Source organism: Ruegeria sp. HKCCE3926, from assembly GCF_017872515.1.
GTDB lineage: Bacteria > Pseudomonadota > Alphaproteobacteria > Rhodobacterales > Rhodobacteraceae > Ruegeria.
On record NZ_JAEDOU010000001.1, the window covers coordinates 820,128 to 846,428 of the forward strand.

At 59.2% G+C, this 26,301-nt stretch carries 24 protein-coding genes; 10 read left to right on the forward strand and 14 right to left on the reverse strand.

Annotated elements, in window-relative coordinates:
- Positions 1-93: 93 nt before the first annotated feature.
- From hfq to I9184_RS04205, 3 genes are read left to right on the forward strand one after another with little or no spacing between them, the layout of a single operon-like run.
- On the forward strand, positions 94-333 hold the full coding sequence (gene hfq, locus I9184_RS04195) for an RNA chaperone Hfq (protein ID WP_005982826.1): 240 nt from the start codon (positions 94-96) through the stop codon (positions 331-333).
- Positions 333-1,610 (forward strand): GTPase HflX, encoded by a 1,278-nt coding sequence (gene hflX, locus I9184_RS04200; protein WP_209832944.1) that lies wholly within the window; start codon positions 333-335, stop codon positions 1,608-1,610. Before hfq ends, hflX begins: the two co-directional genes overlap by 1 nt.
- A gap of 14 nt (positions 1,611-1,624) precedes the next feature.
- On the forward strand, positions 1,625-1,930 hold the full coding sequence (locus tag I9184_RS04205; RefSeq protein ID WP_209832946.1) for a putative quinol monooxygenase: 306 nt from the start codon (positions 1,625-1,627) through the stop codon (positions 1,928-1,930).
- Position 1,931: 1 nt separating this feature from the next.
- Here the strand turns inward: I9184_RS04205 and I9184_RS04210 are convergent, their stop codons facing one another.
- From I9184_RS04210 to hemB, 4 genes are all read right to left on the reverse strand, one after another.
- Positions 1,932-2,327, reverse strand: coding sequence for a nuclear transport factor 2 family protein (locus I9184_RS04210; protein WP_171632108.1), 396 nt, complete (start codon positions 2,325-2,327; stop codon positions 1,932-1,934).
- Positions 2,328-2,436: 109 nt separating this feature from the next.
- Positions 2,437-4,899 (reverse strand): penicillin acylase family protein, encoded by a 2,463-nt coding sequence (locus I9184_RS04215; RefSeq protein ID WP_209832948.1) that lies wholly within the window; start codon positions 4,897-4,899, stop codon positions 2,437-2,439.
- A 168-nt stretch (positions 4,900-5,067) separates the two neighbouring features.
- Entirely contained in the window at positions 5,068-5,643 is a 576-nt protein-coding gene (locus tag I9184_RS04220; RefSeq protein ID WP_209832950.1) for a YSC84-related protein, read from the reverse strand.
- A gap of 142 nt (positions 5,644-5,785) precedes the next feature.
- Positions 5,786-6,784: a porphobilinogen synthase gene (gene hemB, locus I9184_RS04225; RefSeq protein WP_171231541.1), complete on the reverse strand. Its 999-nt coding sequence runs from the start codon at positions 6,782-6,784 to the stop codon at positions 5,786-5,788.
- Between the two features lie 120 nt (positions 6,785-6,904).
- Between hemB and I9184_RS04230 the strand changes: the two genes are divergently transcribed.
- Both I9184_RS04230 and mfd read left to right on the forward strand, forming a co-directional pair.
- Positions 6,905-7,429: a component of SufBCD complex gene (locus I9184_RS04230; RefSeq protein ID WP_152458141.1), complete on the forward strand. Its 525-nt coding sequence runs from the start codon at positions 6,905-6,907 to the stop codon at positions 7,427-7,429.
- 21 nt (positions 7,430-7,450) lie between these two features.
- The gene (mfd, locus tag I9184_RS04235) at positions 7,451-10,909 is read left to right on the forward strand and encodes a transcription-repair coupling factor (RefSeq protein WP_209832952.1); all 3,459 of its coding nucleotides are present in this window, start codon (positions 7,451-7,453) and stop codon (positions 10,907-10,909) included.
- Between the two features lie 141 nt (positions 10,910-11,050).
- On the opposite strand, the gene I9184_RS04240 is transcribed toward mfd, so the two are convergent.
- The 4 genes from I9184_RS04240 to I9184_RS04255 all read right to left on the reverse strand — a co-directional run bounded on the left by I9184_RS04240 (position 11,051) and on the right by I9184_RS04255 (position 16,226).
- Positions 11,051-12,709, reverse strand: a complete 1,659-nt coding sequence (locus I9184_RS04240) for a hypothetical protein (protein WP_209832954.1) — start codon at positions 12,707-12,709, stop codon at positions 11,051-11,053.
- A gap of 58 nt (positions 12,710-12,767) precedes the next feature.
- Positions 12,768-13,976 (reverse strand): multidrug effflux MFS transporter, encoded by a 1,209-nt coding sequence (locus I9184_RS04245; RefSeq protein ID WP_171723176.1) that lies wholly within the window; start codon positions 13,974-13,976, stop codon positions 12,768-12,770.
- A 76-nt stretch (positions 13,977-14,052) separates the two neighbouring features.
- A complete protein-coding gene (locus I9184_RS04250) occupies positions 14,053-14,712 on the reverse strand; it encodes a DsbA family oxidoreductase (RefSeq protein ID WP_209832956.1) in 660 nt (219 codons plus the stop codon).
- The gene (locus I9184_RS04255; protein WP_209832958.1) at positions 14,709-16,226 is read right to left on the reverse strand and encodes a class I adenylate-forming enzyme family protein; all 1,518 of its coding nucleotides are present in this window, start codon (positions 16,224-16,226) and stop codon (positions 14,709-14,711) included. Before I9184_RS04255 ends, I9184_RS04250 begins: the two co-directional genes overlap by 4 nt.
- 64 nt (positions 16,227-16,290) lie before the next feature.
- Between I9184_RS04255 and I9184_RS04260 the strand changes: the two genes are divergently transcribed.
- The gene (locus I9184_RS04260) at positions 16,291-16,914 is read left to right on the forward strand and encodes an XRE family transcriptional regulator (RefSeq protein ID WP_171167898.1); all 624 of its coding nucleotides are present in this window, start codon (positions 16,291-16,293) and stop codon (positions 16,912-16,914) included.
- Here I9184_RS04260 and I9184_RS04265 read toward each other — a convergent pair.
- Positions 16,903-17,142 (reverse strand): hypothetical protein, encoded by a 240-nt coding sequence (locus tag I9184_RS04265; protein WP_170344111.1) that lies wholly within the window; start codon positions 17,140-17,142, stop codon positions 16,903-16,905. The genes I9184_RS04260 and I9184_RS04265 overlap by 12 nt on opposite strands.
- An 85-nt stretch (positions 17,143-17,227) precedes the next feature.
- Here I9184_RS04265 and I9184_RS04270 point away from each other — a divergent pair, with 85 nt between their 5' ends.
- Positions 17,228-17,755 (forward strand): hypothetical protein, encoded by a 528-nt coding sequence (locus tag I9184_RS04270; RefSeq protein WP_209832960.1) that lies wholly within the window; start codon positions 17,228-17,230, stop codon positions 17,753-17,755.
- On the opposite strand, the gene I9184_RS04275 is transcribed toward I9184_RS04270, so the two are convergent.
- Complete coding sequence (locus tag I9184_RS04275) at positions 17,701-19,518, reverse strand: extracellular solute-binding protein (RefSeq protein ID WP_209832962.1); 1,818 nt, start codon at positions 19,516-19,518, stop codon at positions 17,701-17,703. The two genes, I9184_RS04270 and I9184_RS04275, sit on opposite strands and share 55 nt — an antisense overlap.
- A 297-nt stretch (positions 19,519-19,815) precedes the next feature.
- Between I9184_RS04275 and I9184_RS04280 the strand changes: the two genes are divergently transcribed.
- Positions 19,816-20,589 carry a 3-hydroxybutyrate dehydrogenase gene (locus I9184_RS04280; protein WP_171204850.1) on the forward strand — a complete coding sequence of 258 codons (774 nt, stop codon included), beginning with the start codon at positions 19,816-19,818 and terminating at the stop codon, positions 20,587-20,589.
- 64 nt (positions 20,590-20,653) lie between these two features.
- Positions 20,654-21,679 (forward strand): patatin-like phospholipase family protein, encoded by a 1,026-nt coding sequence (locus tag I9184_RS04285; RefSeq protein WP_209832964.1) that lies wholly within the window; start codon positions 20,654-20,656, stop codon positions 21,677-21,679.
- Here I9184_RS04285 and I9184_RS04290 read toward each other — a convergent pair whose 3' ends face one another.
- The 3 genes from I9184_RS04290 to I9184_RS04300 form a co-directional block, all read right to left on the reverse strand.
- Entirely contained in the window at positions 21,680-22,357 is a 678-nt protein-coding gene (locus tag I9184_RS04290; RefSeq protein ID WP_152458130.1) for a DUF502 domain-containing protein, read from the reverse strand.
- A gap of 64 nt (positions 22,358-22,421) precedes the next feature.
- Entirely contained in the window at positions 22,422-23,333 is a 912-nt protein-coding gene (locus I9184_RS04295) for a pseudouridine-5'-phosphate glycosidase (RefSeq protein ID WP_209832966.1), read from the reverse strand.
- Positions 23,330-24,223 (reverse strand): PfkB family carbohydrate kinase, encoded by an 894-nt coding sequence (locus I9184_RS04300; protein WP_152458128.1) that lies wholly within the window; start codon positions 24,221-24,223, stop codon positions 23,330-23,332. The genes I9184_RS04295 and I9184_RS04300 overlap by 4 nt, the downstream gene beginning before the upstream one ends.
- A 164-nt stretch (positions 24,224-24,387) precedes the next feature.
- On the opposite strand from I9184_RS04300, the gene I9184_RS04305 reads away from it, so the two are divergent.
- Positions 24,388-25,530, forward strand: a complete 1,143-nt coding sequence (locus tag I9184_RS04305) for a HupE/UreJ family protein (protein WP_171723183.1) — start codon at positions 24,388-24,390, stop codon at positions 25,528-25,530.
- Here the strand turns inward: I9184_RS04305 and I9184_RS04310 are convergent.
- The gene (locus I9184_RS04310; protein WP_171632147.1) at positions 25,527-26,147 is read right to left on the reverse strand and encodes a thiamine phosphate synthase; all 621 of its coding nucleotides are present in this window, start codon (positions 26,145-26,147) and stop codon (positions 25,527-25,529) included. The two genes, I9184_RS04305 and I9184_RS04310, sit on opposite strands and share 4 nt — an antisense overlap.
- Between the last annotated feature and the right edge of the window lie 154 nt (positions 26,148-26,301).

The following is a 26,301-nucleotide window of genomic DNA, read 5'->3' on the forward strand; positions in this document are numbered from 1 at the left end:
TCTGGAATATCTGTGCGTAGCACTCCATACTCTGCCGGAGGGAGCGCGTTGGTCCGCAGCGCGTAGCAAGAACAATGGCGAGATTATAAAAATATGGCTTCGGACAGACAGAATCTTCAGGATGCCTTCCTGAACAATGTACGGAAAGCTAAGGTTCCGGTCACGATTTTCCTGATCAACGGTGTGAAATTGCAGGGTGTCATCACCTGGTTCGACAATTTCTGCGTATTGTTGCGCCGCGACGGACAGTCGCAGCTGGTCTACAAACACGCGATTTCGACCATCATGCCGTCACAGCCGATCAACCTGTATGAGGGCGAAGACGCCTCTTGATGGAACATGAGCGGGCGCGCACCCGGGCCTGGGTGCTGCATCCCGAAATCAAATCAGACGAACAGCGCCGTGTCCCCGAACCGGCGCTGGAAGAGGCGGTGGCACTGGCTGCCGCATTGCCCGATCTGGACGTGATCGGGTCAGAAGTCGTGCGACTTCAACGCGCGCAGGCCGGGTATTTGTTCGGCAGCGGCAAGATTGAAGAACTTGGTGCGCGTTTTCGCGACAACGAGGTTGAGCTGGTTCTGATCGACGGGCCGGTGACCCCGGTGCAGCAGCGCAATCTGGAAAAGGCGTGGAAGGTCAAGATCCTCGATCGGACCGGGTTGATCCTTGAGATTTTCAGCGATCGCGCCCGCACGCGGGAAGGGGTATTGCAGGTCGAGATGGCCGCGCTCAGCTATCAGCGGACGCGACTGGTACGGGCGTGGACTCACCTTGAACGTCAGCGCGGTGGTTTGGGATTTGTCGGCGGACCCGGCGAAACCCAGATCGAAGCCGACCGCCGCGCCATTGACGAGCAACTGGTGCGCTTGCGGCGGCAGTTGCAGAAGGTGGTCAAGACCCGGACACTGCACCGGGCCGCCCGGGCCAAGGTGCCTTATCCAATCGTCGCACTCGTCGGGTATACGAACGCAGGGAAATCGACGCTGTTCAATCACCTGACCGGGGCCGAAGTGATGGCCAAGGACATGCTGTTCGCCACACTGGATCCGACCATGCGCCGCGTACAGTTGCCCGACGGCCCCGAAGTGATCCTGTCGGACACGGTGGGCTTTATCTCGAACCTCCCGACCGAGCTTGTGGCGGCTTTCCGGGCGACGCTGGAAGAAGTCCTGGGGGCCGACCTGATCGTCCATGTGCGTGATATCAGCCACGAGGAAACCGAGGCGCAGGCGCAGGATGTCGAGGCGATCCTGACCTCGCTGGGCGTCGACGAAGAGAGGCCCCGGCTTGAGGTCTGGAACAAGATAGATCTGCTGAGCGCTGATGAACGCGAGGCGACATTAGCGCGGGCGGACCGAGATCCTGAGATATTTGCGATTTCGGCTGTAACCGGGGAAGGCATCGCACCTTTGCTGTCCGAGATCGCGATGCATCTGCAAGGTGCACGGCGTGAGGCGGTGTTGGATCTGTCTTTCTCGGACGGGGACAAGCGGGCCTGGTTGTTCCGGCAGGATGTGGTGTGCACAGAAGAACAGACCGATGACGGTTTCCGCATCACGGTATTGTGGACCGATAAACAGGCGGCTCAGTTCGAGGCGCTGAAGAATTAGCGATGGGGCCTGATATGTCCGACAAGCCGGACCAAAGAGTGTTCCTGACCGTCCATATCGATGTGCCTGTGGACCGTCTGGAAGAGGTGCGCGCGGCGTTGCCGGACCATGTGAAACTGACCCGTGCTGAACAGGGCTGCGTATCCTTTGACGTGATCGAAGATCAGACCTGTCCGGGTCGGTTCAACGTGTCAGAAGTATTTGCAGATCAGCAGGCTTTCGATGCACATCAGGCCCGGACACGGGCGTCTGACTGGTCGCGGGTCACTCAGGGGATACCGCGGGACTACAGGATAGAACGCGCATCCTGCGGACGTTGAGTCAGGCCCCGTCAATCTGCCGTTGATGGTCATCGGCGTCGAACCAGCCCGATGATGATTGTACAAGGTAATCTGACGTCAGTTCCCACTCTTCCCAGCCGCGCGCTATGACGTGATTGCCGGTTACGGAATGGTGCCCTTCGCGGGTCCAGACAAATATGGCATGAGATCCGGCCCATCGCATCATGTCGCAACGCAGCTCAAGATCCGGAAAATCCGCGTAAAAACTCCGGGCCATGTCGGCGATCGCCACGCGCCCCTCGATCGGGTCGCCCCGGTTGATGGTGACCTGCCCGTTTGACGCGAAGAAGCCGGCAACCGCGTCGGGGTCACCCGAGCTCCAGGCTATTGCGTAGTCTCGCGCGAGGTTATTCAGAGTATCCCGAATGCTGGCCATACTCGCCCCCTTTTGGTCCCACATGATCGGTGCCGTTATGTTAGGCGAATAAAGCTGTCGGTGCCACGATGCCCCCGCGAACAGGGCGGGGACTTGCCGAATAGGCGGATTATCGCGGGATCAGATTGGTAACCCCGACAGCCGCAGCGCGGGCCAGATCAAGATCCAGTGACATGGGTATGTATTCTCCACGCCGCCACAGCTGCGCCTGATCGTCATAGTAACGCGACAGGAAATGACCCGATTGCCCGGTCGCCGTAATGAAGACCGAGCTGTTGGGGTCGGCAAAGTCATAAACCCCGCGATACCCGGCGCCGTGCACATTCTGGAACGGATCAGGCCCTTCGCCCGATGTTCGGCCACGCAGCAATGTGTTGTCGCCGCCGCTGGTCGATTGGCGAATGTTCACAAAAAAACGCAATATCGGGACAGAGCCCAGCACGGGGTGATCATGCGTTGCCTGATGCGCGTCGCCCCAACGCAGGGATTCAAGTGCGCTGCCATATCGTTCAGAGATCCAGATCAGTGCGTCGTCCAGCGCAAGCCGTGCCATCTCGGTGCATGTCTCGACCGGTGCGCTTTGGATCACGTCGCACCAGACACCCGCGCCGTCAATGTCGCGGTAGACTCGTTCGATGAACAGCGGTTCGACATGTTTGTATTCGCTGGCCAAAGGCCCAAGCTCGTCCGAAATCAGCCGGATTTGCAGCGCACGCAGCCAGGCCGCATAGATCAACGGCTCGGGCAGGTGTTCGTTCATCTCACCGTTCCAGTCCGCAAGCAGCGACAGCGCGATCTGGCGCTGGCGCTCCGGCGTTCCTTCGGGGGCCGAAGCCCCGGTGAACCACAGATCGGCACCGATCAGCGGCAGCAGAGACCGTGCGGTAAAGCTGACCGTGTCCAGCTGTGCCTCGATAAAGCTGTCGCGGGTATGCACCTCGCGCGATTGCATCAGGCGTTCCCAGCGATGCACGCGCTGCGTATCGCCCCATTCATACGAGACGTGATCCGGGAACGGGCGGTCTATGATCTTGTTGTTCGTGTTGCCCAGAACACCGCCGACGGGGGCCACGAATTCCGGGTTGCCGGCATAGGGCAGGCGGCCTTGCCAGCGATTGGCCTCGATCCAGCCGGGCGAGGGGATGCGCCCCCGGCTTTGGTTTAGCGGATCACGCCGAGGCATGGCGCCGATCAGCTTCATCCCGATGGTCGTTTTGTCGACCAGCGACAGGTTCTGAGAAGGCGCGATGAACTGCTTACCGACCGCGATGGCCTGCTCCACGTTGTCGGCGTTCATCAGCGCCATGGACGCCGACATCGACGTGTCCCGCGGGCTGAGCGCCGTCCAGGACAGCGACGCCACATGGCCCGGCGGCGTGATCGTTTCCAGCTTGTAATCCGTGCCCGGCAGCACTGGCCCATTGTCTGTCCAGCGCAGGGTCAGCGTAACCGGAGCTTCCCCCTTGATCTCGATGATCGAAGGGCGGGTCTGGAATTCCTTGAAGCCGGTCGGGGTCAGGTATTCCTCGGGGTTGTCAGGATTCAGTTGCTCGATATGTACGTCCTGATCGTCAAGATACGAGGATGTAAGCCCCCATCCCAGCCGGTCGCTGCGTCCGGTCATGATGGCGGGCACACCGGGGATCGAGGCCCCGATGACACCGCCTTTTTCCAATCCGAGATGTGCCAGGTACCAAATCCCGGGCGCAGTGAAACCCAAATGAGGGTCGTTGGCCAACAGGGTTCCGCCACTTGCAGAACGTGACGGCGCGGCGGTCCATGCGTTTGAAGCTCCGGCCAAACCACGTTTGGGAAGGGGCGAAAGAGGTGTGTCGGGAATGTCCGTTCCCGCCGCATACCGCGGAAGATTTGGGAACAGGGTGGCATATTCCGGCAACGCCGCGATCCCGGGTCCGGGAACGTCGGGCAGGATATCGGCCAGACGCTCGGGGTTGTTCAGCATCAGGGACGTGCGCGCACGCAGAACTTCATCGGTCAGGTGGCCTGACAGTTGCAGCGCCATCAGCTTGATCATCGCGATACTGTCACCCGGTTGCCAGGGTGAGACCGGGGCGTTGAACAGGAACATCTCGGGTGCGCCGCGACCCAGCGCCTCTTCGTTGACCTCGGTCAGGCGGGCATTGACCCCGGCGGAATAGGCGCGCAAGGCGGCCTTGGTATAATCGTCCTGCACCTCGACCGAGCGGTGGGCCAGCCCGTAAAGGTCCAGTCTGCGCAGCAGCTTGTCGATGTGAAGCGTGCGCGGGCCAAAGACCTCGGACAGTCGGCCTTGCGCGGTACGGCGCATGACGGTCATCTGCCACAGTCGGTCCTGAGCATGGGCATATCCCAATCCAAAGAACACATCGGGATCGGTCTGACCCAGAATATGCGGCACGTTGGCGGTGTCGCGTACGATTTCAACCGGGCCGGTCAGACCGTCGACCTCAAGCGTTTGGTCATAGTCCGGCAGGGATTGGCTGGCCAGAAAATAGACAAGGCCCATGGCGGCGAGGATCAGGATGATCAGACCCGACGCGATGCGCACCAGCCAGCGGAAAACAAGACCCATTACTGCCCCAGATTCTTATTCAGATGAAGGTTGGACAAAGACTAGAGGATGGTGGGTCTGACCGAAAGAGGAACGCGGCAAGAACCTGCGTGGAAAGGGTTAAAACGAATGCCCCGCCGCAGTTTTACGCTGCGACGGGGCCGTTTGAGGGGGAAGTGGTAATCCGGGTTAGGGAATGATGCGGGTGTATTTCGTACCTTCGACGGTCGCGCCGAATTTAAGACCGGCCTGGCCAAAGACCACCGCCAGCACCGGCGAACGCAGTGTTGTCGTGTCCGTGGACAAGGAATTCCCGGTTGCGTCAACCACATATCCAATATCGGCACCGGCTGTCCATCCACTGGAACGGCGGAAATCGTTCAGCGCATCTTCGGTCATGAAGAACAGGATATGCGCATATTGCTGCGCACCGATTTGCAGACCAGCGGTTCCGGAAATTGCAGAATAGTAATCGACCGTGGCGCCGTTGATGCGCAGCGCGCCTTGGCCATAGGCACCGCCAAAGAAGATCAATCCGGCGTCGGTGATCAGGGGCATAACCAACATGCCGTTGGCTTTATTCGCGATTTCCACGGTGTTGGGGTACCGGCTGTACATTTCGGTCAGCGTGGCATCGACGCGGGCGTCGATGTTGGCCGAATTTGAATTGCCGACGCCGTTGCCACAGGCAGCGGTCAGGGTCAGGCCTGCCATGCCCAAGGCAAAGCCGCGACGGTTCAGTCGGGGGGAGTTGGAACTGCTCATGGTTTTTTTCTCTGTAACTGTGCCTGATATGTCGGGTGATCCCGATCTTGCCGGCAAGGATACGCCGATTAGGGCGTTGTGTCACGGGAAAGCTGCCCGCTCAAGGGGGGATGTCGGCGAAAAGTTGCGACTCTTCGGGGTTTTAGCCCTGCAGGATGCGGGCAACCTGAGGCGAGAAATAGGTCAGAATACCGTCGCACCCGGCGCGTTTGAAGGCCAGCAGGCTTTCCAGCATCGCCTTCTCTCCGTCGATCCAGCCATTCTGCGCGGCCGCCTGGATCATCGCGTATTCCCCCGATACCTGATAGGCATAAGTGGGCGCACCAAAGCTGTCTTTCACACGACGGCAGATATCCAGATAGGGCATTCCGGGTTTGATCATCACCATGTCCGCGCCTTCGGTCAGATCGCGTTCGATCAGGCGCAGGGCTTCGTTCGAGTTGGCCGGGTCCATCTGATAGGTTTTCTTGTCACCGGTCAGCGCGCCCGAGGCGCCGACGGCGTCGCGGAAGGGCCCATAAAAAGCGCTTGCGTATTTCGCGGCATAGCTGAGGATCATCACGTTGTGATGCCCGGCACCTTCCAATGCGCGGCGCATTTCCCCGATCCGGCCGTCCATCATGTCCGACGGTCCTATGATGTCGGCACCGGCATCGGCCTGGGCAAGGGTCATCTTGACCAACGCTTCGATGGTCTGATCATTCACGATCTCGCCGTCGACGACATAACCGTCATGACCATTGATATTGTACGGGTCCAGCGCCACGTCCGTCATCACCGCAATGTCAGGGGCTGCCGCCTTGATCGCCCGGATCGCCCGGTTCGACAGGTTGTCGGGGTTCCAGGCCTCGGCGCAATCCTCGGTCTTGAGCGCGGAATCCGTGTAGGGAAAGATGCATATCGCCGGGATTCCAAGCGCTTGCGCTTCGACGGCCGCTTTTGCAATCAGATCCACCGACCGGCGAACCACGCCCGGCATCGAGGGAACGGGTTCTTCAACCCCTTCGCCGTCGCGGACGAAAACGGGCCAGATCAGGTCATCCGTGGTCAAGGTGTTCTCGCGCACAAGTCCGCGGATTGCCCGGGATTGACGGGCACGCCGAAAGCGGGTCATGGGATAGGGGGCAATGGTCGGTTTCATGGCGCGTTCTCCTTGAACATTCGTGCATTGGGTGGCATGAATTCACAAAGGTCTCAAGGGTATCAATGGACGCGGCAGCGTGGCCAATCCTCCCTGAGTGGTTTGAATAAAGGGTTGGGTTTGGACTGGTACTCTTCGATCTTTGAAGTCATCGACATGCGCAGCTTTTCGAATCTCTGGTTCTGGATCGTGCTGGCGGTTGTCTGGTCTTCGGCGAGTCACTGGGTAATGGGCATTCCCTACGATCTGGTGGTACGTGCCCGACGCATTGGCGGGCAGGTCGAGATCGACCTACTGGACATCGTTCGCATACACACCAACCGGATCCTGTTGATCGTCGACATGTCAGGCACCATCCTGTTGGCATTCGGGTGTTTTCTGTTCACCGGTCTGGCCACACTTGGGTTCTATTACGGTGTCGAGTTCGCGCAGGCCGTGTTCCTTCTTCTGTTTCCATTGACGCTTGTTCTAGTGGTGAACATCGTGCATGCGCGACGATTGCGGCGGCAGGAACTGACGCTCGAGTCCGTTTCGAAAACCATTGCGCGCTGCCGGCTCTATACCCAGATCATAGGCATGATCTCGATACTGGTCACTTCGTTCTGGGGCATGTATCAGAACATCTCGATTGGCGTTCTGGGATAGCAAAATCTGAAAGGCGAGGCGATGAAGGCTCCGAACCACGTGACAGTTGGCGGCGCCCCCGAAGGGTTTGACGCGCAGCTTGTGCTGAACGAAATCGCCCGCAGCAACGGGCCGGTGGCCCATGTCGCACGTGACGACAAGCGGATGGAGGCGATGCGCGCGGCACTGGCCTTCTTTGCCCCCGACATGCCGGTCTTCGTGTTTCCGGGCTGGGATTGTCTGCCTTATGACCGGGTGTCACCCAATGCCGACATTTCAGCGGCCCGCGTTGCGACGCTGGCGGCGCTGGTTCACCAGATGCCGCAGAAATTCGTGTTGTTGACGACATTGAATGCGGCAACCCAACGCGTCCCGGCGCGAGACGTGCTGCGCGAAGCTGCGTTCACCGCCCGTGTCGATCAGCGCATAGATGAGGCCGCGCTACGCAACTTCCTGGTGCGCATGGGCTTCACGCAAAGCCCCACCGTGATGGAGCCAGGCGATTACGCCATTCGCGGCGGAATCATCGATATCTTCCCGCCGGGTGAATCGGGCCCCGTCCGTCTGGACCTGTTCGGAGACGTACTGGACGGCGCGCGCCGTTTTGATCCCGTGTCTCAGCGCACGACCGAAAAGCTGGACGTGGTTGAACTTGCGCCGGTGTCCGAGGTCATTCTGGATGATGCGGCCATTACGCGGTTCCGCCAGAACTATCGGATCGAATTCGGCGCCGCGGGCACGGATGATCCGCTGTACGAAGCGGTAAGCGCCGGTCGCAAGCATCAGGGTATCGAACATTGGCTGCCCTTCTTCCACGACAAGCTTGAAACACTGTTTGATTATCTGCCGGATGCCACGATCACCGTAGATGATCAGGTGACACCGGCCAGACTGGCCCGATGGGAGACGATTGCCGATCAATATGAAACTCGGCGTCTGGCGCTGGAAAACCGATCCCGCATGGATACGGTCTATAAACCCACACCTCCGGGGTTGCTGTATCTGGATGATGCCGCGTGGGAGGCGGCTGTCGCGGATCGGCGCGTCATGCAGTTCAGCCCCTTGCCACAGGCCTCGGGTCCGGGTGTCATCGATGCCGGCGGGCGGATAGGGCGCAACTTTGCTCCGGAACGTCAGCAGGAAAGCATCAGCCTGTTCGGTGCTTTGGCCAGCCACATCAGCGCCAAGCTTGACAAAGGTCCGGTGCTGATCGCGTCCTATTCAGAAGGTGCGCGCGAACGTCTGACTGGCCTGATCGAGGATGAAGGTCTGGCCGAGGCGATTCCCATTGCCAATGGAACGCGCATCGGAAAGCGCGGCCTGCACCTTGCCGTCTGGGCGCTGGAGCACGGGTTCGAAACTCCTGATCTAACGGTGATCGCTGAACAGGACGTACTGGGCGACCGCTTGATCCGGCAACCCAAGAAGCGCCGCAAGGCCGAGAATTTCCTGACCGAGACCCAGTCGCTCAGCCCCGGCGATCTGGTGGTGCATGTGGATCACGGCATTGGTCGTTATATGGGGATGGAGGTCGTCACGGCCGCCGGTGCCGCCCATGAATGCCTGCTGCTGGAATATGCCGAGCAGGCAAAGCTGTACCTACCGGTCGAAAACATCGAACTGCTGTCGAAATACGGCCATGACGAAGGGCTTTTGGATCGACTCGGCGGTGGCGCCTGGCAGGCCAAGAAAGCCAAGCTGAAAGAGCGCATTCGCGAGATGGCGGACAAGCTGATCCGCATCGCGGCGGAACGTGCGCTGCGTAAAGCCCCCGTGATGGATCCACCGCCGCACGCGTGGGAGGAATTCAGCGCGCGTTTCCCCTATCAGGAAACCGATGATCAGTTGCGCGCCATCGCCGAGGTGATGGAGGATATGCACTCGGGCGCGCCGATGGACAGGCTGATCTGCGGTGACGTCGGCTTTGGCAAGACCGAGGTGGCGATGCGCGCCGCCTTTGTCGCCGCCATGTCCGGCGTGCAGGTTGCGGTGGTGGCACCGACAACACTGCTTGCCCGACAGCATGCCGCAAGCTTCAGGGAACGGTTTCGCGGCTTCCCTCTGGAAGTGCGGCAATTGTCGCGTTTCGTCTCGGCCAAAGAGGCGCAGCAGACACGTGACGGGCTGGCCAAGGGCACGGTCGATATCGTGATCGGGACCCATGCGCTGTTGGCCAAGAACATACGGTTTCACAATCTGGGTCTGCTGGTCATCGACGAAGAACAGCATTTCGGTGTTGGACACAAGGAACGGCTGAAGCAACTACGCAGTGACATCCATGTTCTTACCCTGACCGCAACCCCGATTCCGCGAACCTTGCAATTGTCACTGACAGGGGTGCGCGATCTGTCGATCATCGGCACACCGCCCATCGACCGTCTGGCGATCAGAACCTATGTCAGCGAATTCGACGCGGTCACGATCCGAGAGGCGCTGCTGCGCGAACACTATCGCGGCGGGCAGAGTTTCTACGTGGTTCCGCGCATCTCGGACCTGCCCGAGATCGAGGAGTTCCTGAAAAGCCAGCTGCCCGAACTGACCTATGTGGTTGCACACGGCCAGATGGCGGCGGGTGAACTCGATGACCGAATGAACGCGTTTTATGACGGAAAGTATGATGTGCTGTTGGCCACAACTATTGTGGAAAGTGGTTTGGACATTCCAACGGCGAACACGATGGTCGTGCACCGCGCCGATATGTTCGGTCTTGCGCAGCTTTATCAGATCCGGGGCCGGGTGGGCCGGTCCAAAACCCGTGCCTATGCCTATCTGACCACCAAGCCACGACAGAAACTGACCGCCACTGCCGAGAAACGCCTGCGGGTTCTGGGCTCGCTGGACACGCTGGGCGCCGGGTTTACTTTGGCCAGTCAGGACCTCGACATTCGGGGCGCTGGCAATCTGCTGGGCGAAGAACAGTCTGGCCAGATGCGCGATGTGGGCTATGAGCTTTATCAATCCATGCTGGAAGAAGCGATTGCCAAGATCAAGGCCGGCGAGATGGAGGGGCTGTCAGATGCCGACGACCAATGGGCCCCACAGATCAATCTGGGCGTGCCGGTTCTGATACCCGATGATTACGTGCCCGATCTGGATGTTCGTCTCGGCCTCTACCGCCGCCTGTCGTCGCTGTCGACCAAGGTCGAATTGGAAGGCTTTGCCGCAGAGTTGATCGACCGTTTCGGCAAATTGCCGAAAGAGGTGAATACTCTGATGCTGGTCGTGCGCATCAAGGCCATGTGCAAACGGGCGGGCATCGCCAAGCTGGACGGAGGCCCGAAAGGCGCGACGATCCAGTTCCACAATGACAAGTTCGCATCCCCTCAGGGATTGGTCGAATTCATTCAGAACCAGCGCGGCATGGCCAAGGTCAAGGATAACAAGATCGTCGTGCGCCGGGATTGGAAGAAAGACAGCGACAAGATCAAAGGGGCCTTTGCGATTGCCCGCGACCTTGCTGAAAAAGTGGTCGCGGAAAAGAAGAAGACCAAGGCTGGCTGATGGGCAAGATGGGGCTCTGCCCCCGCTGCGCGTTCCGCGCATCTCCCCCGGGATATTTGCGGCCAGATGAAGTCACGGATCCCAGCTTCATCTGGCTGAAAATATCCCCGCCGGAGGCATCGCGCGGCAGCGCGATCCCGCCTATACTCGCATTGCAGCCTGCGCGCAGAAGCAAGACGCTGCAACCGCCCGATCAGCACGGGCCAGAGCCAGATCCAGGCGTTGTTTGACTTGTCGCATTTCAACATCTTCCCCGCGGGCTTTGAGACAATCGTACAGTCCCTTCAGGCTCCAGACGTTGTCGGGATGGATCGAAGCGCGGCTGAGCGAGCCGCCAAGGCCAAGATCTTCGCGATAGACGGCTTCTGCTTCTGCCGCATGACCTTGTTCGAACAGCAATGCGCCAAGCGCGTGGCGGGTGGGCTGCATCCAGCCCCAGGGTTCGTCATAGGGCAGGGTGTCGTCCAGTTCGACCGAGCGGCGCAGATGGGCAAAGGCGATTTCGAAATTGCCTTTTCGGTACTCGATCTCACCGCGCAGCATCTCCCCCGCGATTTCCAGCAGGTCGATCACACGATTGTTGTGCAACCTGCGTGTTTCCGGAACGCATTCCCTAGCTGCCAGAAACAGGTTCTCTTCCGCTTCGGCATGGACAACATCACCCGTTGCGGCATGCGCGATGGCGCGGGCGTAGTGGGTCGTGGCCGTCAGGGTCCGGTAGAGATCCGGATCGGAGGGCAGCTCCAGCGTCTTGGCCTCTTCCCAGCGGCCAAAGCGGATCAGGATGTGCGGCCCCATGGACATGTAGCTTTCGAAGTAATCCGCCATTGGGGGACTTTCGATGCGCAGCATCTCCTCTGGCGTTGTATCCCACAAACCCCGATTGGCGCGTAGGGCAGGTTCGATCTGACCTAGAAACAGCGCGCCATAGATGGCGAAGTGATAATTGTGTTGGCGGTATCCGGTGTAGATATTGAACGCGCCTTCGCGTTCGTAATACTTCAGATCCGCATCCGAGGCTTTTTCGTTCCACTGCACCACATTGTGATAATGGCCGCACAGCACGTCAATATGTGTCGGCATATGCACCAGGTGCCCCGCATCGGGCACCAATGTGCGCAGGACATCGCCGGCTTTCAGAGCTTTTTCCGGAGTGGGCGACATCTCCATCAGGTGAACATAAAGATGCAGCAGGCCGGGATGTGACATGGCGGCCGGATCGTTGGCCATGGCCCATTCCAACGCCTCTTGCGCTTCAAGCGTTGCAGCGCCTTGTGCCGGTTGGCCGGTTTTCAGGTCCCACATTTTCCAGGGTGTCAGGTTCAAAAGCGCCTCGACGTAGATCGCGCGCAGGTCCGCATGATCGCGGTGCGCAGCGAAGGCTGCGCGCATCGCTTCGGCAAAATCGTGATCCCACCGATGCATGTCCTCTGCCGGATCTCGTTGCGGATAGCGCGCAGGGAGGGCTCGGATCAGAGCTTGCTCGACGGGCGTACAGCCGTCTGCCAATCGAAGGGCGTTTTGCATGGCATCATAAGCCAGCGCCAGCGCCTTGCGGCGTCCCCGCTCGTCCTGCAAGTCCCATGGCAGGTTGTAATTCGGCCCCGCCGCGTAGGCGACGCCCCAATATGCCATGGCGCATTGGGGGTCGTGTTCAGCTGCGCGCTGGAAACAAACCACGGCTTCTTCGTGATTGTACCCATAGGTCCAGTTCAGGCCGCGGTCGAACCACAGCTGAGCCTCGGGAACGGAGGTCGTTACCGGACAGGAATAGCTGCCCAGATCATAATATTCACGCATCAGAAGCCCTCCGCTTGGTTCACGTCGAGGGTAGCGTGTTTCTGACGAGTTGCACAGATCAGGCTGGCAGACGTTCTTCAACGCGGCCCATATGCAGCATAAGCCCGAAGGCCAGAATGCACATGCTCAGGATACCAAAGGTCAAAGGCGTGATCGAACCGTCGAACAACAGCCCGATCGGGGCGGCGATGGCAGCGGCCAGCACCGTCGAAATCGATCCGATGACCGAGGCTGCCATTCCGGCAATATGCCCCATCGGCTCCATCGCGATGGCGTTCAGGTTGCCCAGCGTCACGCCGGCCATGAAAAACACCATGGTTTGCCAGAACACGAACAATGCGAACGAGGCGTCTGGCGAAAGATGCGCGGCGTTCAGGGTCATGACAAAGGTGGTAATCAGGATTTGCCCCCCCAGCGCCCATGTCACCATCCGGCGCATGCCCACACGCACCACTAGTGCCGCGTTCAGCAAACTGGCCGACCCGGACATCAGCGCCACGAACCCGAACCAGAACGGAAAGCTTTCGGCGCGGTCATGGATAACGTCATAAACGGGCTGAACCATTGTCAGCATGGTGAACAGCACCCCCATGCACAGGGTCTGAACCATGATCGAAAGGCGCACGGTCGGATGCGAGAACATTTCCTTCGTGGCCGAGAACATCAACGGAATGCGAAAGGGGCGACGGTTTTCCCGGGCCAGAGATTCCGGTAACCGAACGCCCATCCAGGAAATGATGATCAACGCAAACAGAATGAAAGACACAAAGATCCCGCGCCATCCGAACAAAGCGATTACTCCGGCGCCCAGCATTGGTGCCGCCGCGGGTATCAACGTGAAAATCATCATCGCGATTGAGATGATCCGCGCCATTTCGCGGCCTGAATACAAGTCGCGGATGATCGCCATGGCCACCACGCGCGGACCTGCGGCGCCCAGGCCTTGAACCACACGTGCAATCAAGACCAGTTCCAGTGAAGAACTGGCCCATGCGACAGCAGACGCCGCAATGTACAAAGCCGCGCCGCCGTAAATGACCGGCTTGCGTCCCAGCGCATCCGAAAGCGGGCCGGTGAAAAACGTGCCGATCCCCATGCCCAACACAAATGACGTCAGGATCAGTTGGGCACGGTTAACGTCATCGGGGCTGAGCTGCGCACCGATCTCGGGCAACGCAGGCAGCATCGAATCGATCGAAAAGGCGATGGTGGCGAACATCATTGCAATCAGTGCAATGAACTCTGCCTTCGACATGCGATTGGCCATGAAGACCTCCTAACCCGTTCGCGCTATCACGGCGGGTCGGCATAGGCCAGACTGGAAATTTGCACAGACCTCTGTGCTATTCTGCAGGGGAAGCCTCAAGTTGAGACATGATTTCAGCGATCACTTTCTCCCACATTTCAGGAGGTTGGGCGCCGGGAACCGCATGTTGATTGGCGACAATGAAGGTCGGGACCGAGCTCACACCCATGTTGCGTGAATGAGCATCGCGATTGCGGATATCCTCGCGGTCGGCGTCTGATTTCAGCAGCTTCATGACCACGGCGGCGTCCATTCCGGCGCTGTCCGCGATATCGGCCAAGACTTCGTGGTCGCCGATGTCGCGACCCTGCACGAAATAGGCGTCAAACAGCGCATCGACGACGGCATTCTGCTTGCCTTCGATGCCAGCCCAATGGATCAGGCGATGCGCATCCAGCGTGTTGGGGGTACGTTTCATGGCCTCGAAGTTGATGTTCAGACCGGCCTTTTCGGCGTGTTCCACCACCGGCGCATAGGCGCGAACCGCGCCGTCCTTGCCGCCGAACTTGCGCTCGAGATACTCGCGCCGATCCATTCCCGCATCCGTCATGTCAGGATTCAACTGGAACGGATGCCATTCAATGACAAAGGGGTGGTCGGGTACGTTGGCCAGTGCCTTGTCCAGTTGAGTCTTGCCGATATAGCACCACGGGCAGATCGGATCGGACAGGATGTCGAGCTTGACGGTCTGGGTCATTTTGTTGGTGCCTCGAAATAGGCCGGCAGCGCCCGGCGCAGGAGTTTGCCGTTTCCGCCGGTCGGCAGGGCGGGCAGATGGATGAAGGCGCGTGGTTGTTTGTAACGCGCCAGGTTGGCTTCGACATAGGTGCGCAAGGCCGCATCGTCCAGCTTTTCCGGGCCCGTATAGAAGGCCGCTATCACAAATGTGTCCGGTTTGACCTCGACCGCGGCGGCGCCGACCTGAGTGATGCCCGGAAAGCGGGACAGGGCGGCTTCGACCTCGACCGGGGACACGCGATAGCCACCCGCGTTCATCATATCGTCGTCGCGGCCCAGATAGCTGATCTGACCATCCACGGCCATGACGCCCTGATCGCCCGTCAGAAACCACTCTCCCTGCATCCGCGTTTCAACCTCATCGGGTGCGTTGAGATAGGTCAGCATCAAACCGGGGTCAGAGCGGTGAATGGCGATGGTGCCTTCTTGGCCCTTTGGCACCGGACCGTCCGGACCAAGGATCGCCACACGACGCCCGGGTTGCGGTTGTCCTAATGCGTCGCTGCGCGCGGGGTGATCCGGGCTGGAGGAAATGAAGGTAGAGCATTCGGACATGCCATAGGCTTCGAACAACTCGGTGCCGGTGGCCTTTCGCCATTGTTCGTGCAGCGCGCGCGACAGTTTCTCACCCGCGCACAAGCCGTGGCGCAGGTCAGGCAGCTCCACCCGATCGCACCCTTGCACCATCTTGCGAAAGACCCCGGGGGCCGCTGCAAAGATCGTTGCGCCATGCTGGCGCAGCAGGGCAGGCAGGGCCGTGATTTCCGTGCCGGGCGCGGGGATCAGGGCAGTTGCGCCCATGGTCCATGGATCCATCAGACCGGTGCCCAGCGTATAGGTCCAGTTGAATGCTCCGGCGTGACACAGCCGGTCGGTCTCGCGAAGGCCATACCAGCCATCGACCATCATCTGCCGCGCCCAGATTGCTCGGTGGGCATGGGCCACGGCACGAGGCTTGCCCGAGGTTCCAGAGGTATAGACGACATAGGCCATACGTTCCGGATCGCCCATGTCAAATTCTGCCGGGGGCAGGTTTCGCATGGCTTTCAACGCGTCCAGCCCGATCTGTTTGGAATGCGAGGCGCAGGCGACGCCCGGATCACGCAGAATCACCGCCGGAGAAAGCTCGTCGATCATCTTGGCGGTTTCGGGTTCCGTCAGTTGTGACGATGTCGGCACCGGTACGATGCCCACGGCAATTGCCCCCAGATAGGCAATCGGGAAATCCACCGTGTTTCCCAGCCGCATCAGCGCGATATCACCGGGTTTCAACCCGGCCCGCAGCAACCCCATGCCTGTGCCCAGCACAGCCGCTTTCAGATCGCGATAGGTCCAGTCTTGCGCGCCGTTCGGGCGCAATATCGACAAAGCCACTTTATCCGGCGCGTGATCGGCGCGGCCCAGAACATGGGCCGCCAGATTGAATGGCGTGGGGCAGGGTGCGGGCGACCCCTGATCGAAGATTGACAACATGGCCTCTGGCTATCGCGCCGCCTGCCGCGTTGCAAGCATGGCTGGCCGGGCCTATAGAAGGGTCATGAGCACTCAAGATCCCAAATCTCTGATCCGAATTGCCCGCGATTCTGGCGACCATACCGAAGTCGAACCCTTGGACCTTGGCGCCCGTGTGCGAGAGCTGCGCAAAGCGCGGGAATGGACATTGGAACAGGCCGCCAGTCAGGCCGGATTGGCACGCTCGACCCTCAGCAAGATTGAAAACGGGCAGATGTCGCCGACTTACGACGCGCTCAAGAAGCTTGCGACCGGGCTGGAGATTTCTGTTCCGCAACTGTTTACGCCGCCCCAGCGCGATCAGGTGATCGGACGCATGGCGATCACCCGTGTGGGCGACGGCACGGCTCATGCCACCACCACCTATGAGCATGAGCTGCTGGCCGAAACCCTGACCAAGAAACAGATGCTGCCCTATCGTGCGCGGGTCCGCGCAAGATCAATGGATGAATTTGACGGCTGGGTGCGCCATGACGGCGAAGAATTCATGTATGTGCTGACCGGTGTCGTCAAGCTTTACACCGAGTTTTACGAGCCGGTTGAGATGCGCAGAGGGGACAGCGCGTATTACGACGGCAGCATGGGCCACAACGTGATTTCCGTCAGTGACGAAGACGCGACGATCCTTTGGGTTACATCACTTGCCTAAAGCGGTTCTGCTGAATTCCCGGTTCAGCCCTTCGGTGAACAGGAAATCTTCGACCTCTTCATGCGCCTCATTCATCGTAAGTTGGTGACGTTCGGCCAAATAGGCTTCAAACCCTTTTCGATCCTTCAACACGCGCATCATGTCCTTGTCACGTAGGTTCGGAAAACGCCGCTTTGCGCGTTCGCATGCCGCATTCCAGTCGTTTGTAAGATCGGTCCAGTTCATCATCAATGAGCTTCCCTTAGCAACGATTAGGACTGCTCTCCCCCACACCAGAGTACGGACAGGGTGCCGCCACGTAAGACATGACAAAATGTCGCAGCGCTGGACCGCGCTTTTTTCAAGGGGATTTGTGCCCGCTGCGAAGTTTCCGCAACGGGCCGACGGGCCTACATTTGGTGTGAGTGGTGGCGGGCCCGGTTGTTCTGTAATCCGCAGCGCCATATTATCCCGGCAGGCAGAGAGGCGGGGTCATCGCCAGCTCGACATTAAGCCTAAATGCCCAATTTATATGCATATTTTCCAGAAAAGTAAAATTGTTTGTGGGTGTTTCTTTCCGGATCGCTTGCATGTGACGATGCTGGACGCTGATTACGATGCTTCCAATGCGGCCAAACGATATCTTGTGTGGGATGGTAATGTGCTGAAATTTGCCGATTGGCGGAAATTTCCCGAGCGCTGTTTGTATGAAATTGCTGGCACTTTAAGCTTCCGTCTTTCGGAAACTTCAGTTGGAAAGACCAGCCGGATTCACATGTACAACGGCTGGTCTTGGGTTTGCGCCTTTTACTGGGCGTCGTACCACCAGACTTCGGGCAAGTATTGCGGACCGTCGCCATAGATGGGCAGAGTTTCCGGGTGCTTCAGCTCTTTGACATGCGCGATGCGCCCGATGTCAAAGCTCCAGATCGGGATGACATAGCGGCCTGCGGTCAGTACCCGGTCCAGCGCGCGGGTGGCCGCGGTAAAGTCATCGCGGGTTTTTGAGGCCAGCATGGCATCGATCATGGCATCAACTGCGGGCGAAGATACGCCCATCAGGTTACGAGTGCCGGGGGCATCGGCAGTTTCGCTGCCCCAATAAAGACGCTGTTCATTGCCAGGAGACAGGGAAAGCGCCCGGCGGAACGTCGTGACGTCAAAGTCCAGCTCAGACGTGCGCCCGACATATTGGGCATTGTCGACCTGTTCCGTCGTGACCCCGATGCCGAGACGTTCCAGCGCGCGGGAATAGATCTCGACCACGGTTGCCATCTCGCTGTCACCCTGTTGCAGCAGGAAAGTCATCTGAAAGGCATCACCATTTGCATTGCGCAGCACGCCTTCCTGAACGGTCCAGCCTGCCTCGGCCAATAGTCCCGCGGCCTTGCGGAGGTTTGCCCGGTTCCGGGCCGATCCGTCGCCTTTCGGCAGTTCATACCCTTCCAGCGTGCCGGGCAACAGGATGTCAGCATAAGGAAGCAACAGATCTTTTACCCGCCCCTGGGCCGGGCCGGGCTGCATGGCAAGGTCGGACCCCGAGAAATAAGACGCGATCCTTGGTTGCGCACCACCGGTTACCGTGTCGTTGATGAATTCGAAGTTGAACGCAAGCGTCAGCGCTTCGCGCACGCGCCAGTCGTCGAACGGAGCCTTCCTTGTGTTCATCACGAACCCGGTCATTCCCGAAGGTTTTCCATGCGGAATTTCGGTCTTGATGACATCGCCGCGCTGCACGGCGGGAAAGTTGTATTGCGTGTCCCATTTGTCGGCGTTGAATTCACGCACGGCTGAAAGCTCTCCGGCTTTGAACGCTTCGAACAAGACGCTGCCGTCGCCGTAGAATTCGATCCGCAGCTCATCAAGGTTCATGGTGCCGCGGCGAAACGGGATGTCGTTCCCCCAATAGTCCGGATTGCGTCGCAGATTCACAAAGCGTCCCGCTTCGTAGCTTTCAATCACGTAGGGGCCGGTTCCAATCGGCACATCATGCAGTTGTGCATCCGCGAAATTCTTGCCCTCCCATTGCGCTTTTTTCAGGATCGGGCGCATCCCGGCCAGCAGCGCAAGCTCTCGGTCGGGTTCATTGAACGTGATACGCACCGAACGCGGGCCGGTTTGTTCGATACTGTCGATCTTGCCCCATAGACCGCGATAGCGCAGATGCCCCTGCGTGCCCAACGTTTCGTAAGACCAGATAACATCATCGATCGTGACCGGACTACCGTTGGAAAACCGCGCCTCCTCCCGCAGGGTGAATTCGACCCAGGACCGGGCTGGATCGGTCTCAACTGATTCGGCTAACAGCCCATAAAGTGTGAAAGGTTCGTCCCATGACCGCCCCATCAGGCTTTCATGGGTCCAGAAAGGCAATTGCCAAGGCGAGGTGCCTTTTTGCAAAAACGGGTTCAGGCTGTTAAAGCCGCCAGTGTTTCCGAACACGGCGTTGCCGCCTTTGGGCGCATCCGGGTTGGCGTATGGGAGGGACACAAAATCCGGTGGTAGGGCCGGGTCCCCATACATAGCTATGCCATGAGACGATTCTGCATGGGCGACAGAGATCACGAAAATGGTGGCGATTCCTGCCACAAGTGATCGAAACGGACGGAGAAAATCCGGGCTCATTTTGGAAACAATCCTGCTCTGGCCTTATTTTGTTGGTATTCACCGTAGTGATGATTTTTCTTATTATCAAACTTTTAGCTTGGACCAAGGCGCAGAATTGCTTATAAAGGTTGCACTGCTCGATAGGTTTCTTGCCTGTATGAAACCTGCCTCAATAACTTAACGCCCGCTTCGTGCGGGCGTTTTTTTTGCCTGTGGAAGTCTCAGGCCGGTATTCCAATCCCACATGTTTCCCCGTTTTCTTTGCAGGTGCAGCATGGCATGGTGCGCCTGATCAACGCTTGAGGGAGAATGGACATGAGCCTGTCCGGCAAAACGGCAATCATCACGGGATCAAATTCGGGCATTGGCCTGGGCGTCGCACGCGAGCTGGCCAAGGCCGGTGCCGATGTGGTTCTGAATTCCTTTACCGATCGCGATGAAGATCACGCGCTTGCCGCGCAGATTGCGAAAGAGACCGGAACCAATGCGCGCTACATCAAGGCCGACATGTCCAAGGGCGAGGAATGCCGATCCTTGATCGAACAGGCGGGGTCTTGTGACATTCTGGTGAACAATGCCGGGATTCAGCATGTCTCACCGATTGACAAATTCCCGGTTGATAAATGGGATGCGATTATCGCAATCAACATGAACTCGGCCTTTCACACCACGGCGGCCGCGTTGCCGATGATGCGCAAGGCAGGTTGGGGACGTGTGGTGAACATCGCCTCGGCCCACGGTCTGACGGCATCCCCTTTCAAGGCGGCATATGTTGCGGCCAAGCACGGCGTGGTGGGAATGACCAAGACCGTAGCGCTGGAAACTGCGCAGGAACCGATCACCTGCAATGCCATCTGCCCGGGATATGTGCTGACGCCGCTGGTCGAGTCCCAGATTCCCGACACGATGAAAGAATACAACATGAGCCGTGAGGACGTTGTGAAGAACGTTCTTTTGGAACGGCAACCGTCCAAGGAATTCGCCACGGTCGAACAACTGGGTGGAACGACTATCTTCCTGTGTTCGGACGCGGCCGCTCAGATCACCGGAACCACAATTTCCGTCGATGGTGGCTGGACCGCGCTTTGAGGTTTTGCGGGGGAGCTGCCCCCACACCCCCAGAGTATTTTGGAAAAGATGAAGGGGTTGCGGCATGAAGCGGATCAATCTGGCTTTGCAGGGGGGTGGGGCGCATGGGGCGTTCACCTGGGGTGTGCTCGACCGGCTGCTGGACGAGGACGACATCGAGGTCGCTGCCATTACCGGAACTTCCGCAGGGGCGCTGAACGGTGCGGCCTACAAATCAGGTATGGTTCATTCCGGGCGCGAAGGCGCGCGGGCACGCCTGGACGGGTTGTGGAAGCGCATGGGCGCTATTGGCGACATGCGCTTTGCCAACTGGTTTCGCGGCCTTGAACCGGCGGCCATTGCGCATGCGATGGAATATTCGGTGCCGTTTTCGATTGGGGATGCCTGGTCGCGGATGGTGTCGCCCTATGCGTACGGGCCGTTCTACAGCAACCCTTTGAAGCCGGTGGTGGACAGGTTCAATTTTGACGAGGTGTGCGCAGATGAAGGCCCGCGACTGTTTGTGTGTGCCACCTGCGTACGCAGCGGCAAGATCCGCGTCTTTACCGGCGACGAAATCAGCACCGACGCCATCCTGGCCTCGGCCTGTTTGCCGACCCTGTTCAAGGCGGTTGAGATTTTCGACCCGAAGACAAACCGGACCGAAGCCTATTGGGACGGAGGGTATACCGGCAATCCGGCGCTCTATCCGCTGTTCAACGATGATTTGCCGGATGACGTGGTGATCGTGAACATCAATCCGCTGGAGCGTGACGAAGTTCCGATCACGCCGCAGCAAATCCAGAACCGGATCAACGAGATCAGCTTCAACTCATCCCTGTTTCGCGAGTTGCGGGCGATCAGCTTCGTCCAACGGTTGTTGAAAGAAGGCAAGCTGACAGCCGGAGAGATGAGCCGCGTTCTGGTTCACATGATTGCAGATAACGACTTGATGAACAGCCTGTCTGTTGCCACCAAAACCGTGCCCAATCCGGTCATTCTGCACAAGCTGAAACAGGCCGGACGGAACGCCGCAGACGGTTTTCTTGCCAACCACAAGAAGGATTTGGGCCAGACCAGCACAATTGATCTGCCTGCGATGTTCAGCTGATCACTCGGGCGGCTGTGTCGGATCTTTTCCATTCGGATAGACAAGTCCCGCCGAAATCACCAGTTTGGCTGCGTCTTCGATGCTCATGTCCAGCAGGATCACGTCTTCTGCGGGGAAGAACAACAGAAACCCCGATGTCGGGTTGGGTGTCGTGGGTACGAATACGCTCAGCAGTTCGCCACCGGTTTCGGCGCGTTGGCTGACCTCCCCCTTGGCGCTGGTCGAGACAAAGCCGATGGCCCAGATCCCGCGACGCGGGTACTGGATCAGGCAGGCTTTTTCGAAAGAACGCTCGGTCTGGGCAAACACCGTTTCCGAAATTTGCTTGATCCCGGAATAGACAGAGCGCACGACGGGCATCCGGTCAACAACGCTTTCGGCGAAGTGGATCAGGGAACGGCCCAAAATGCCCTTAGCGATCCAGCCGACCAGAACGGTGAAGATCAGGAAGATCACCACGCCCACGCCGCGCAGGTTGATGCCCACGTATTGTTCGGGCTGGAACTGTTGGGGCACCAGCGGCAGAACCGCACTGTCTATCCAGCCGACCACGGACCAGATCAGCCAGACCGTCAACCAGACAGGCGCAATGACCACGATGCCCGTCAGAAAGGACGCGCGCAGCCGTGAAAGCATGCCCGGGCGGCGGTGAGGCTCTTCGTCGAAGGGTGTATTCATTGCGGTTCCGAATGGTTTCCGGATTTAGGTAGTCAATCCACGGCCTTGGTACAATAGGTTAACGTCACCTCTGTTTGACGAGCGCTTGCGCGATCTTGGACGCCAAACGCGCATTGTTTCGAACAAGGGCGATGTTGGCGACCAATGACCGGCCTTCGGTCTTTTCAAAGATACGTTGCAGCAGATAGGGGGTCACGGCTTTGCCGGTGATGCGATGGGCATCTGCATCTGACTGGGCTTCGGCGATGATGGGGGCCAATTCCTCGGCCGGGATTTGATCGGCGGCTGGAATCGGGTTCGCCACCAACTGCCCGCCGGGCAGACCCAGCGCGCGGCGGGTCGTGTGGGCTTTGGCGATGGCATCGGCACTGTCCATGCGCAGGGGCGCGTTAAAGGGCGACTTTGCCGACCAGAACGCAGGAAACTCGTCCTGGCCATGTGAGATCACAGGCACGCCCAGCGTTTCCAGAACCTCAAGCGTTTTGGCGAGGTCCAGGATGGCTTTCGCCCCGGCTGCGACGACGGTCACGGGCGTATGGCCAAGCTCGTGCAGATCGGCAGAGATGTCGAAGGTGGTCTCGGCCCCCTGATGCACGCCGCCGATACCGCCGGTGGCAAAAACCTCGATCCCGGCATAGTGCGCGGCGATCATCGTGGCGGCAACGGTGGTGGCCCCGGTGCCACCGGTCGAGATGCACGCCGCCATGTCCGCGCGCGAGATCTTGGCAACGCCTTGGGCCTGACCCAGCCATTGCAGCTGATCCTGCTCCAGCCCGACATGCAATTTGCCTTCGATCACGGCCATGGTTGCAGGAACCGCACCCGCATCGCGGATGTCCTGTTCGACCTGAGCCGCGACTTCGATGTTCTGCGGATAGGGCATCCCATGGGTGATGATGGTGCTTTCCAGCGCAACGATGGGCAGGCCCGCGTCCTTGGCGGCGCGAACCTCGGCAGAGTATTTGATGTCGATCACAGTGGGGTTTCTCCGGAAACGTAGGTTGCAGCGGCGTGCAGGGCGCGGGTCAGGGCCTCGTCACTGGATGCACCGCCGGATTCTGAGGCGATATGGGCCGCCATGAAAGTATCCCCGGCACCGGTCACGCGGGTGACCAGAACGGCAGGGGGTGTTTGCGTCAGGATTTCTGTCGAGCTGCCGATGGTTGCCGAATTGCCGCCATCGGTGACCAGCACCCGCAGCGCGCCGCGATCCAGAAGGCCTTTGGCCGCGGATTCGGAATCGGTGAATTCACGCTGGCACAGGATACCGGCCTCTTCGAGGTTTACATAGAGCGTGGCGCGAGCATGTTTCAGGAACGGCAGCAGACGTTCAGCCTTGCCCGGCGATGCCGGGGCCACGCGCAGATCCGCACGCGCAAAAGCAGGGCTTTGGGCAATTTCTTCCAGCAGGTCCAGTGTCAGATTGCCATCCAGTGCGATCGGGCCCTCAAATGGGGCGTTCTCATAACCCAGAGGTCCGTGCATCAAAGGGTGCAGTATCTTTGCGCCCGCGGCCTCCAGCGAATGCGCGTCGGCAATCGCCGCGATCAACCCGTTCGCACCTTCGACGGCCATATAGCGGTCGGTCGGCAAATCCTGCGACCGATAGATGTGATCCGTCACCATGCCGAGGCGCGAACAGGCATGGACAAGCTCGTCGCCTTCCGGATCGCGGCCAATGGCGGTCAGCAGGGTGGGTGTCATGCCGAAACGAACCAGTGTCATGGCAATGTTCATCGCAACGCCACCGGGCAGGCGGGTGATCCGGCCCGGCACGTCCGAGCCCTGTCGCATGGCGCTGGCCGATCGGCCGATCACGTCCCACAGGACCGAGCCGATGCACAGGATATTGGTGTTCTGAGTCATACGGGACGTCATGCCGCAGCGGTGTTGCCCGTGCAAGCCGGAACGTCATCGCAACAAGAGATTCCCGACCGGCCTGTGCCGATATGGCCTTGCGATCCGTGGCCTTCGCGGGAACAATCAAAAGCAATGATTGGTGATTTGATTTTCCTGTTGGAGCGTTTCGTATGAATGGCCCCGTCTTCCGTGCCATCCTCCGAGCCCTCAATACCTGCGCCCTGAGTTTTTTCGTTCTTCTGACCTTGCATCCGGGATCCGTAACGGCGCAAACGGCCCCGCCGACGGTCATTGATTTCTGGGTCAAGGATGACACTCTGTTTCTCGAGGTGAAACTGAACGCCGAGGCCATGCTGGTCGGTGCCGATCCGACACAACCCGACGCTTATTCCGGCAATTCACAGTACCGATCTCTGCGACGATTGGTGTCGTCGGAACTGGAACCGCAGATCAGAGACTTTGTTCAGGTCTGGAAGCAAAGCCTTGTGGTCGAAGCGCCTGATCGCCTGGACCTGTCTTATGAAGGTGTGCGTATACCGGTGGTGGGCGACACGGAAAAAGTGCGTGTTTCCAAGTTGTTGTTGACTGCACGTTTGCCGGATCACGCATCGAATCTGCGCCTGACCTGGCCGCAGTACAGCGGGTCAGTCGTTCTTCGTCAGCAAAACGTGATGGCCCCGTATACAGGGTTTCTGACTGCCGGAGAAATCAGCCCACTGATCCCGTTGCAGGGCGGGGCATCGCTGACAACAGAGCAGACACTTCAGACGTATTTCGCAAAGGGGATCAGCCGATTTGTTCAAAGCCTCCTTAAGCCATCCATCCTTGTTCTGACACTCGTGATGCTGACGCTGAGCCTGCGGCCTGTGATGTCTCAGGTGGCGTTTTTGGCAGCAGGGGTTTTTGTCGGGCTCGGGTTGGGCATGTACGGCGTGCTGGACGTACCAGAAAACATGCAGGATCAGGCCTTGGTGGCTGCGATCATCATTCTGGCGCTATGGAACCTGGTGGCCCGGCACTTGCAGGTCTGGCGCCTGTTGGCCGTGCTTGCCGCAGGCTGTGTTTACGGATTGGCACTGGCTTCGGATTTGACAAAGATCGGGGTGCCGCCCGATCATCTGGCTCCGGCTGTTTTGGGGTTTGGTGTCGGGAATCTAGTACCTGTCGTCTTTGTGGCTGTTCTGGCCTTTGCCTGCGCGCTTTTGCTTGCAGGCGGGTCACACAGAAAACGAGGCCGGATTTCGGTTCTGACCTCGATGCTGATCGCCGGGATCGGCGTGTATTGGATGGCTGAACCCTGGTTGCTGGCTTAAGATATTGCCGCCAGCAGCTTGTTCAGCGCACCCAGCGGGTCGTCATCGCCCCAGATCTCGTCCCCGATGCCGAAGAAATCGGTGCAGGGGGCCAGATCGCCGATCAATTCGGGCGTCAGGCCGCCTTCGGCCACGACCGGGACTTCGATCATCTCGGACCACCATTGGAACAGATCTTTTTCGGCGCGGGTTCCGTCGCCCAACGTGGCGGTGCCAACGGGGCCGAAGGCCACATAATCTGCGCCGTGTTCGCCTGCCGTCATGCCGTCATGGCTGGACGCGCCGCAGAAGCTTCCGACGATCGCATCCGGACCCAGCTCCTTGCGCGCGGCACGGACCGAACGTGCGCCGTCATCCATGTGCACCCCGTCCAGCCCCAGACGTTGCGCCAGCAGCACGTGGTTTGAAATTACGATGGCCACGTCGCGGGCGTGGGCCACTTCGCGGCAGGCATCAGCGGCACGGGCGATGGTGTCTTCGTCGTTGCCAGCCAGCGCCAGGCGGATGCAGGCGATCTCGGCCCCGTCCAGAACCGATGCCAGTTTGGCCGGAAACGTGCTCAGCTCGATGGTCGGAGGCGTTATCAGGTAAATCTGCGGCTGCTCGGGGGTGTCCATGGGCGCGTCCTTCGGCTTTTGGTCTTTGGCGCGGTTTAACGGATTGCGGCGGGGAAGCAAACTTTTATGGCCGAGACCACGCAATTTCCAGCCCCAGCGCCTTGCCCTGCAAGAGCCTGCCGATTACAGCAGGCCAAGTTTTTACAAGGTGAAC

What these genes read in the sequence shown, in the direction of transcription:
- hfq (WP_005982826.1), top strand. Translation starts at nt 94, where the DNA reads ATGGCTTCGGACAGACAGAATCTTCAGGATGCCTTCCTGAACAATGTA.
- hflX (WP_209832944.1), top strand. Translation starts at nt 333, where the DNA reads ATGGAACATGAGCGGGCGCGCACCCGGGCCTGGGTGCTGCATCCCGAA.
- I9184_RS04205 (WP_209832946.1), top strand. Translation starts at nt 1,625, where the DNA reads ATGTCCGACAAGCCGGACCAAAGAGTGTTCCTGACCGTCCATATCGAT.
- I9184_RS04210 (WP_171632108.1), bottom strand. Translation starts at nt 2,327, where the DNA reads ATGGCCAGCATTCGGGATACTCTGAATAACCTCGCGCGAGACTACGCA.
- I9184_RS04215 (WP_209832948.1), bottom strand. Translation starts at nt 4,899, where the DNA reads ATGGGTCTTGTTTTCCGCTGGCTGGTGCGCATCGCGTCGGGTCTGATC.
- I9184_RS04220 (WP_209832950.1), bottom strand. Translation starts at nt 5,643, where the DNA reads ATGAGCAGTTCCAACTCCCCCCGACTGAACCGTCGCGGCTTTGCCTTG.
- hemB (WP_171231541.1), bottom strand. Translation starts at nt 6,784, where the DNA reads ATGAAACCGACCATTGCCCCCTATCCCATGACCCGCTTTCGGCGTGCC.
- mfd (WP_209832952.1), top strand. Translation starts at nt 7,451, where the DNA reads ATGAAGGCTCCGAACCACGTGACAGTTGGCGGCGCCCCCGAAGGGTTT.
- I9184_RS04240 (WP_209832954.1), bottom strand. Translation starts at nt 12,709, where the DNA reads ATGCGTGAATATTATGATCTGGGCAGCTATTCCTGTCCGGTAACGACC.
- I9184_RS04245 (WP_171723176.1), bottom strand. Translation starts at nt 13,976, where the DNA reads ATGGCCAATCGCATGTCGAAGGCAGAGTTCATTGCACTGATTGCAATG.
- I9184_RS04250 (WP_209832956.1), bottom strand. Translation starts at nt 14,712, where the DNA reads ATGACCCAGACCGTCAAGCTCGACATCCTGTCCGATCCGATCTGCCCG.
- I9184_RS04255 (WP_209832958.1), bottom strand. Translation starts at nt 16,226, where the DNA reads ATGTTGTCAATCTTCGATCAGGGGTCGCCCGCACCCTGCCCCACGCCA.
- I9184_RS04260 (WP_171167898.1), top strand. Translation starts at nt 16,291, where the DNA reads ATGAGCACTCAAGATCCCAAATCTCTGATCCGAATTGCCCGCGATTCT.
- I9184_RS04265 (WP_170344111.1), bottom strand. Translation starts at nt 17,142, where the DNA reads ATGATGAACTGGACCGATCTTACAAACGACTGGAATGCGGCATGCGAA.
- I9184_RS04270 (WP_209832960.1), top strand. Translation starts at nt 17,228, where the DNA reads ATGTCGCAGCGCTGGACCGCGCTTTTTTCAAGGGGATTTGTGCCCGCT.
- I9184_RS04275 (WP_209832962.1), bottom strand. Translation starts at nt 19,518, where the DNA reads ATGAGCCCGGATTTTCTCCGTCCGTTTCGATCACTTGTGGCAGGAATC.
- I9184_RS04280 (WP_171204850.1), top strand. Translation starts at nt 19,816, where the DNA reads ATGAGCCTGTCCGGCAAAACGGCAATCATCACGGGATCAAATTCGGGC.
- I9184_RS04285 (WP_209832964.1), top strand. Translation starts at nt 20,654, where the DNA reads ATGAAGCGGATCAATCTGGCTTTGCAGGGGGGTGGGGCGCATGGGGCG.
- I9184_RS04290 (WP_152458130.1), bottom strand. Translation starts at nt 22,357, where the DNA reads ATGAATACACCCTTCGACGAAGAGCCTCACCGCCGCCCGGGCATGCTT.
- I9184_RS04300 (WP_152458128.1), bottom strand. Translation starts at nt 24,223, where the DNA reads ATGACTCAGAACACCAATATCCTGTGCATCGGCTCGGTCCTGTGGGAC.
- I9184_RS04305 (WP_171723183.1), top strand. Translation starts at nt 24,388, where the DNA reads ATGAATGGCCCCGTCTTCCGTGCCATCCTCCGAGCCCTCAATACCTGC.
- I9184_RS04310 (WP_171632147.1), bottom strand. Translation starts at nt 26,147, where the DNA reads ATGGACACCCCCGAGCAGCCGCAGATTTACCTGATAACGCCTCCGACC.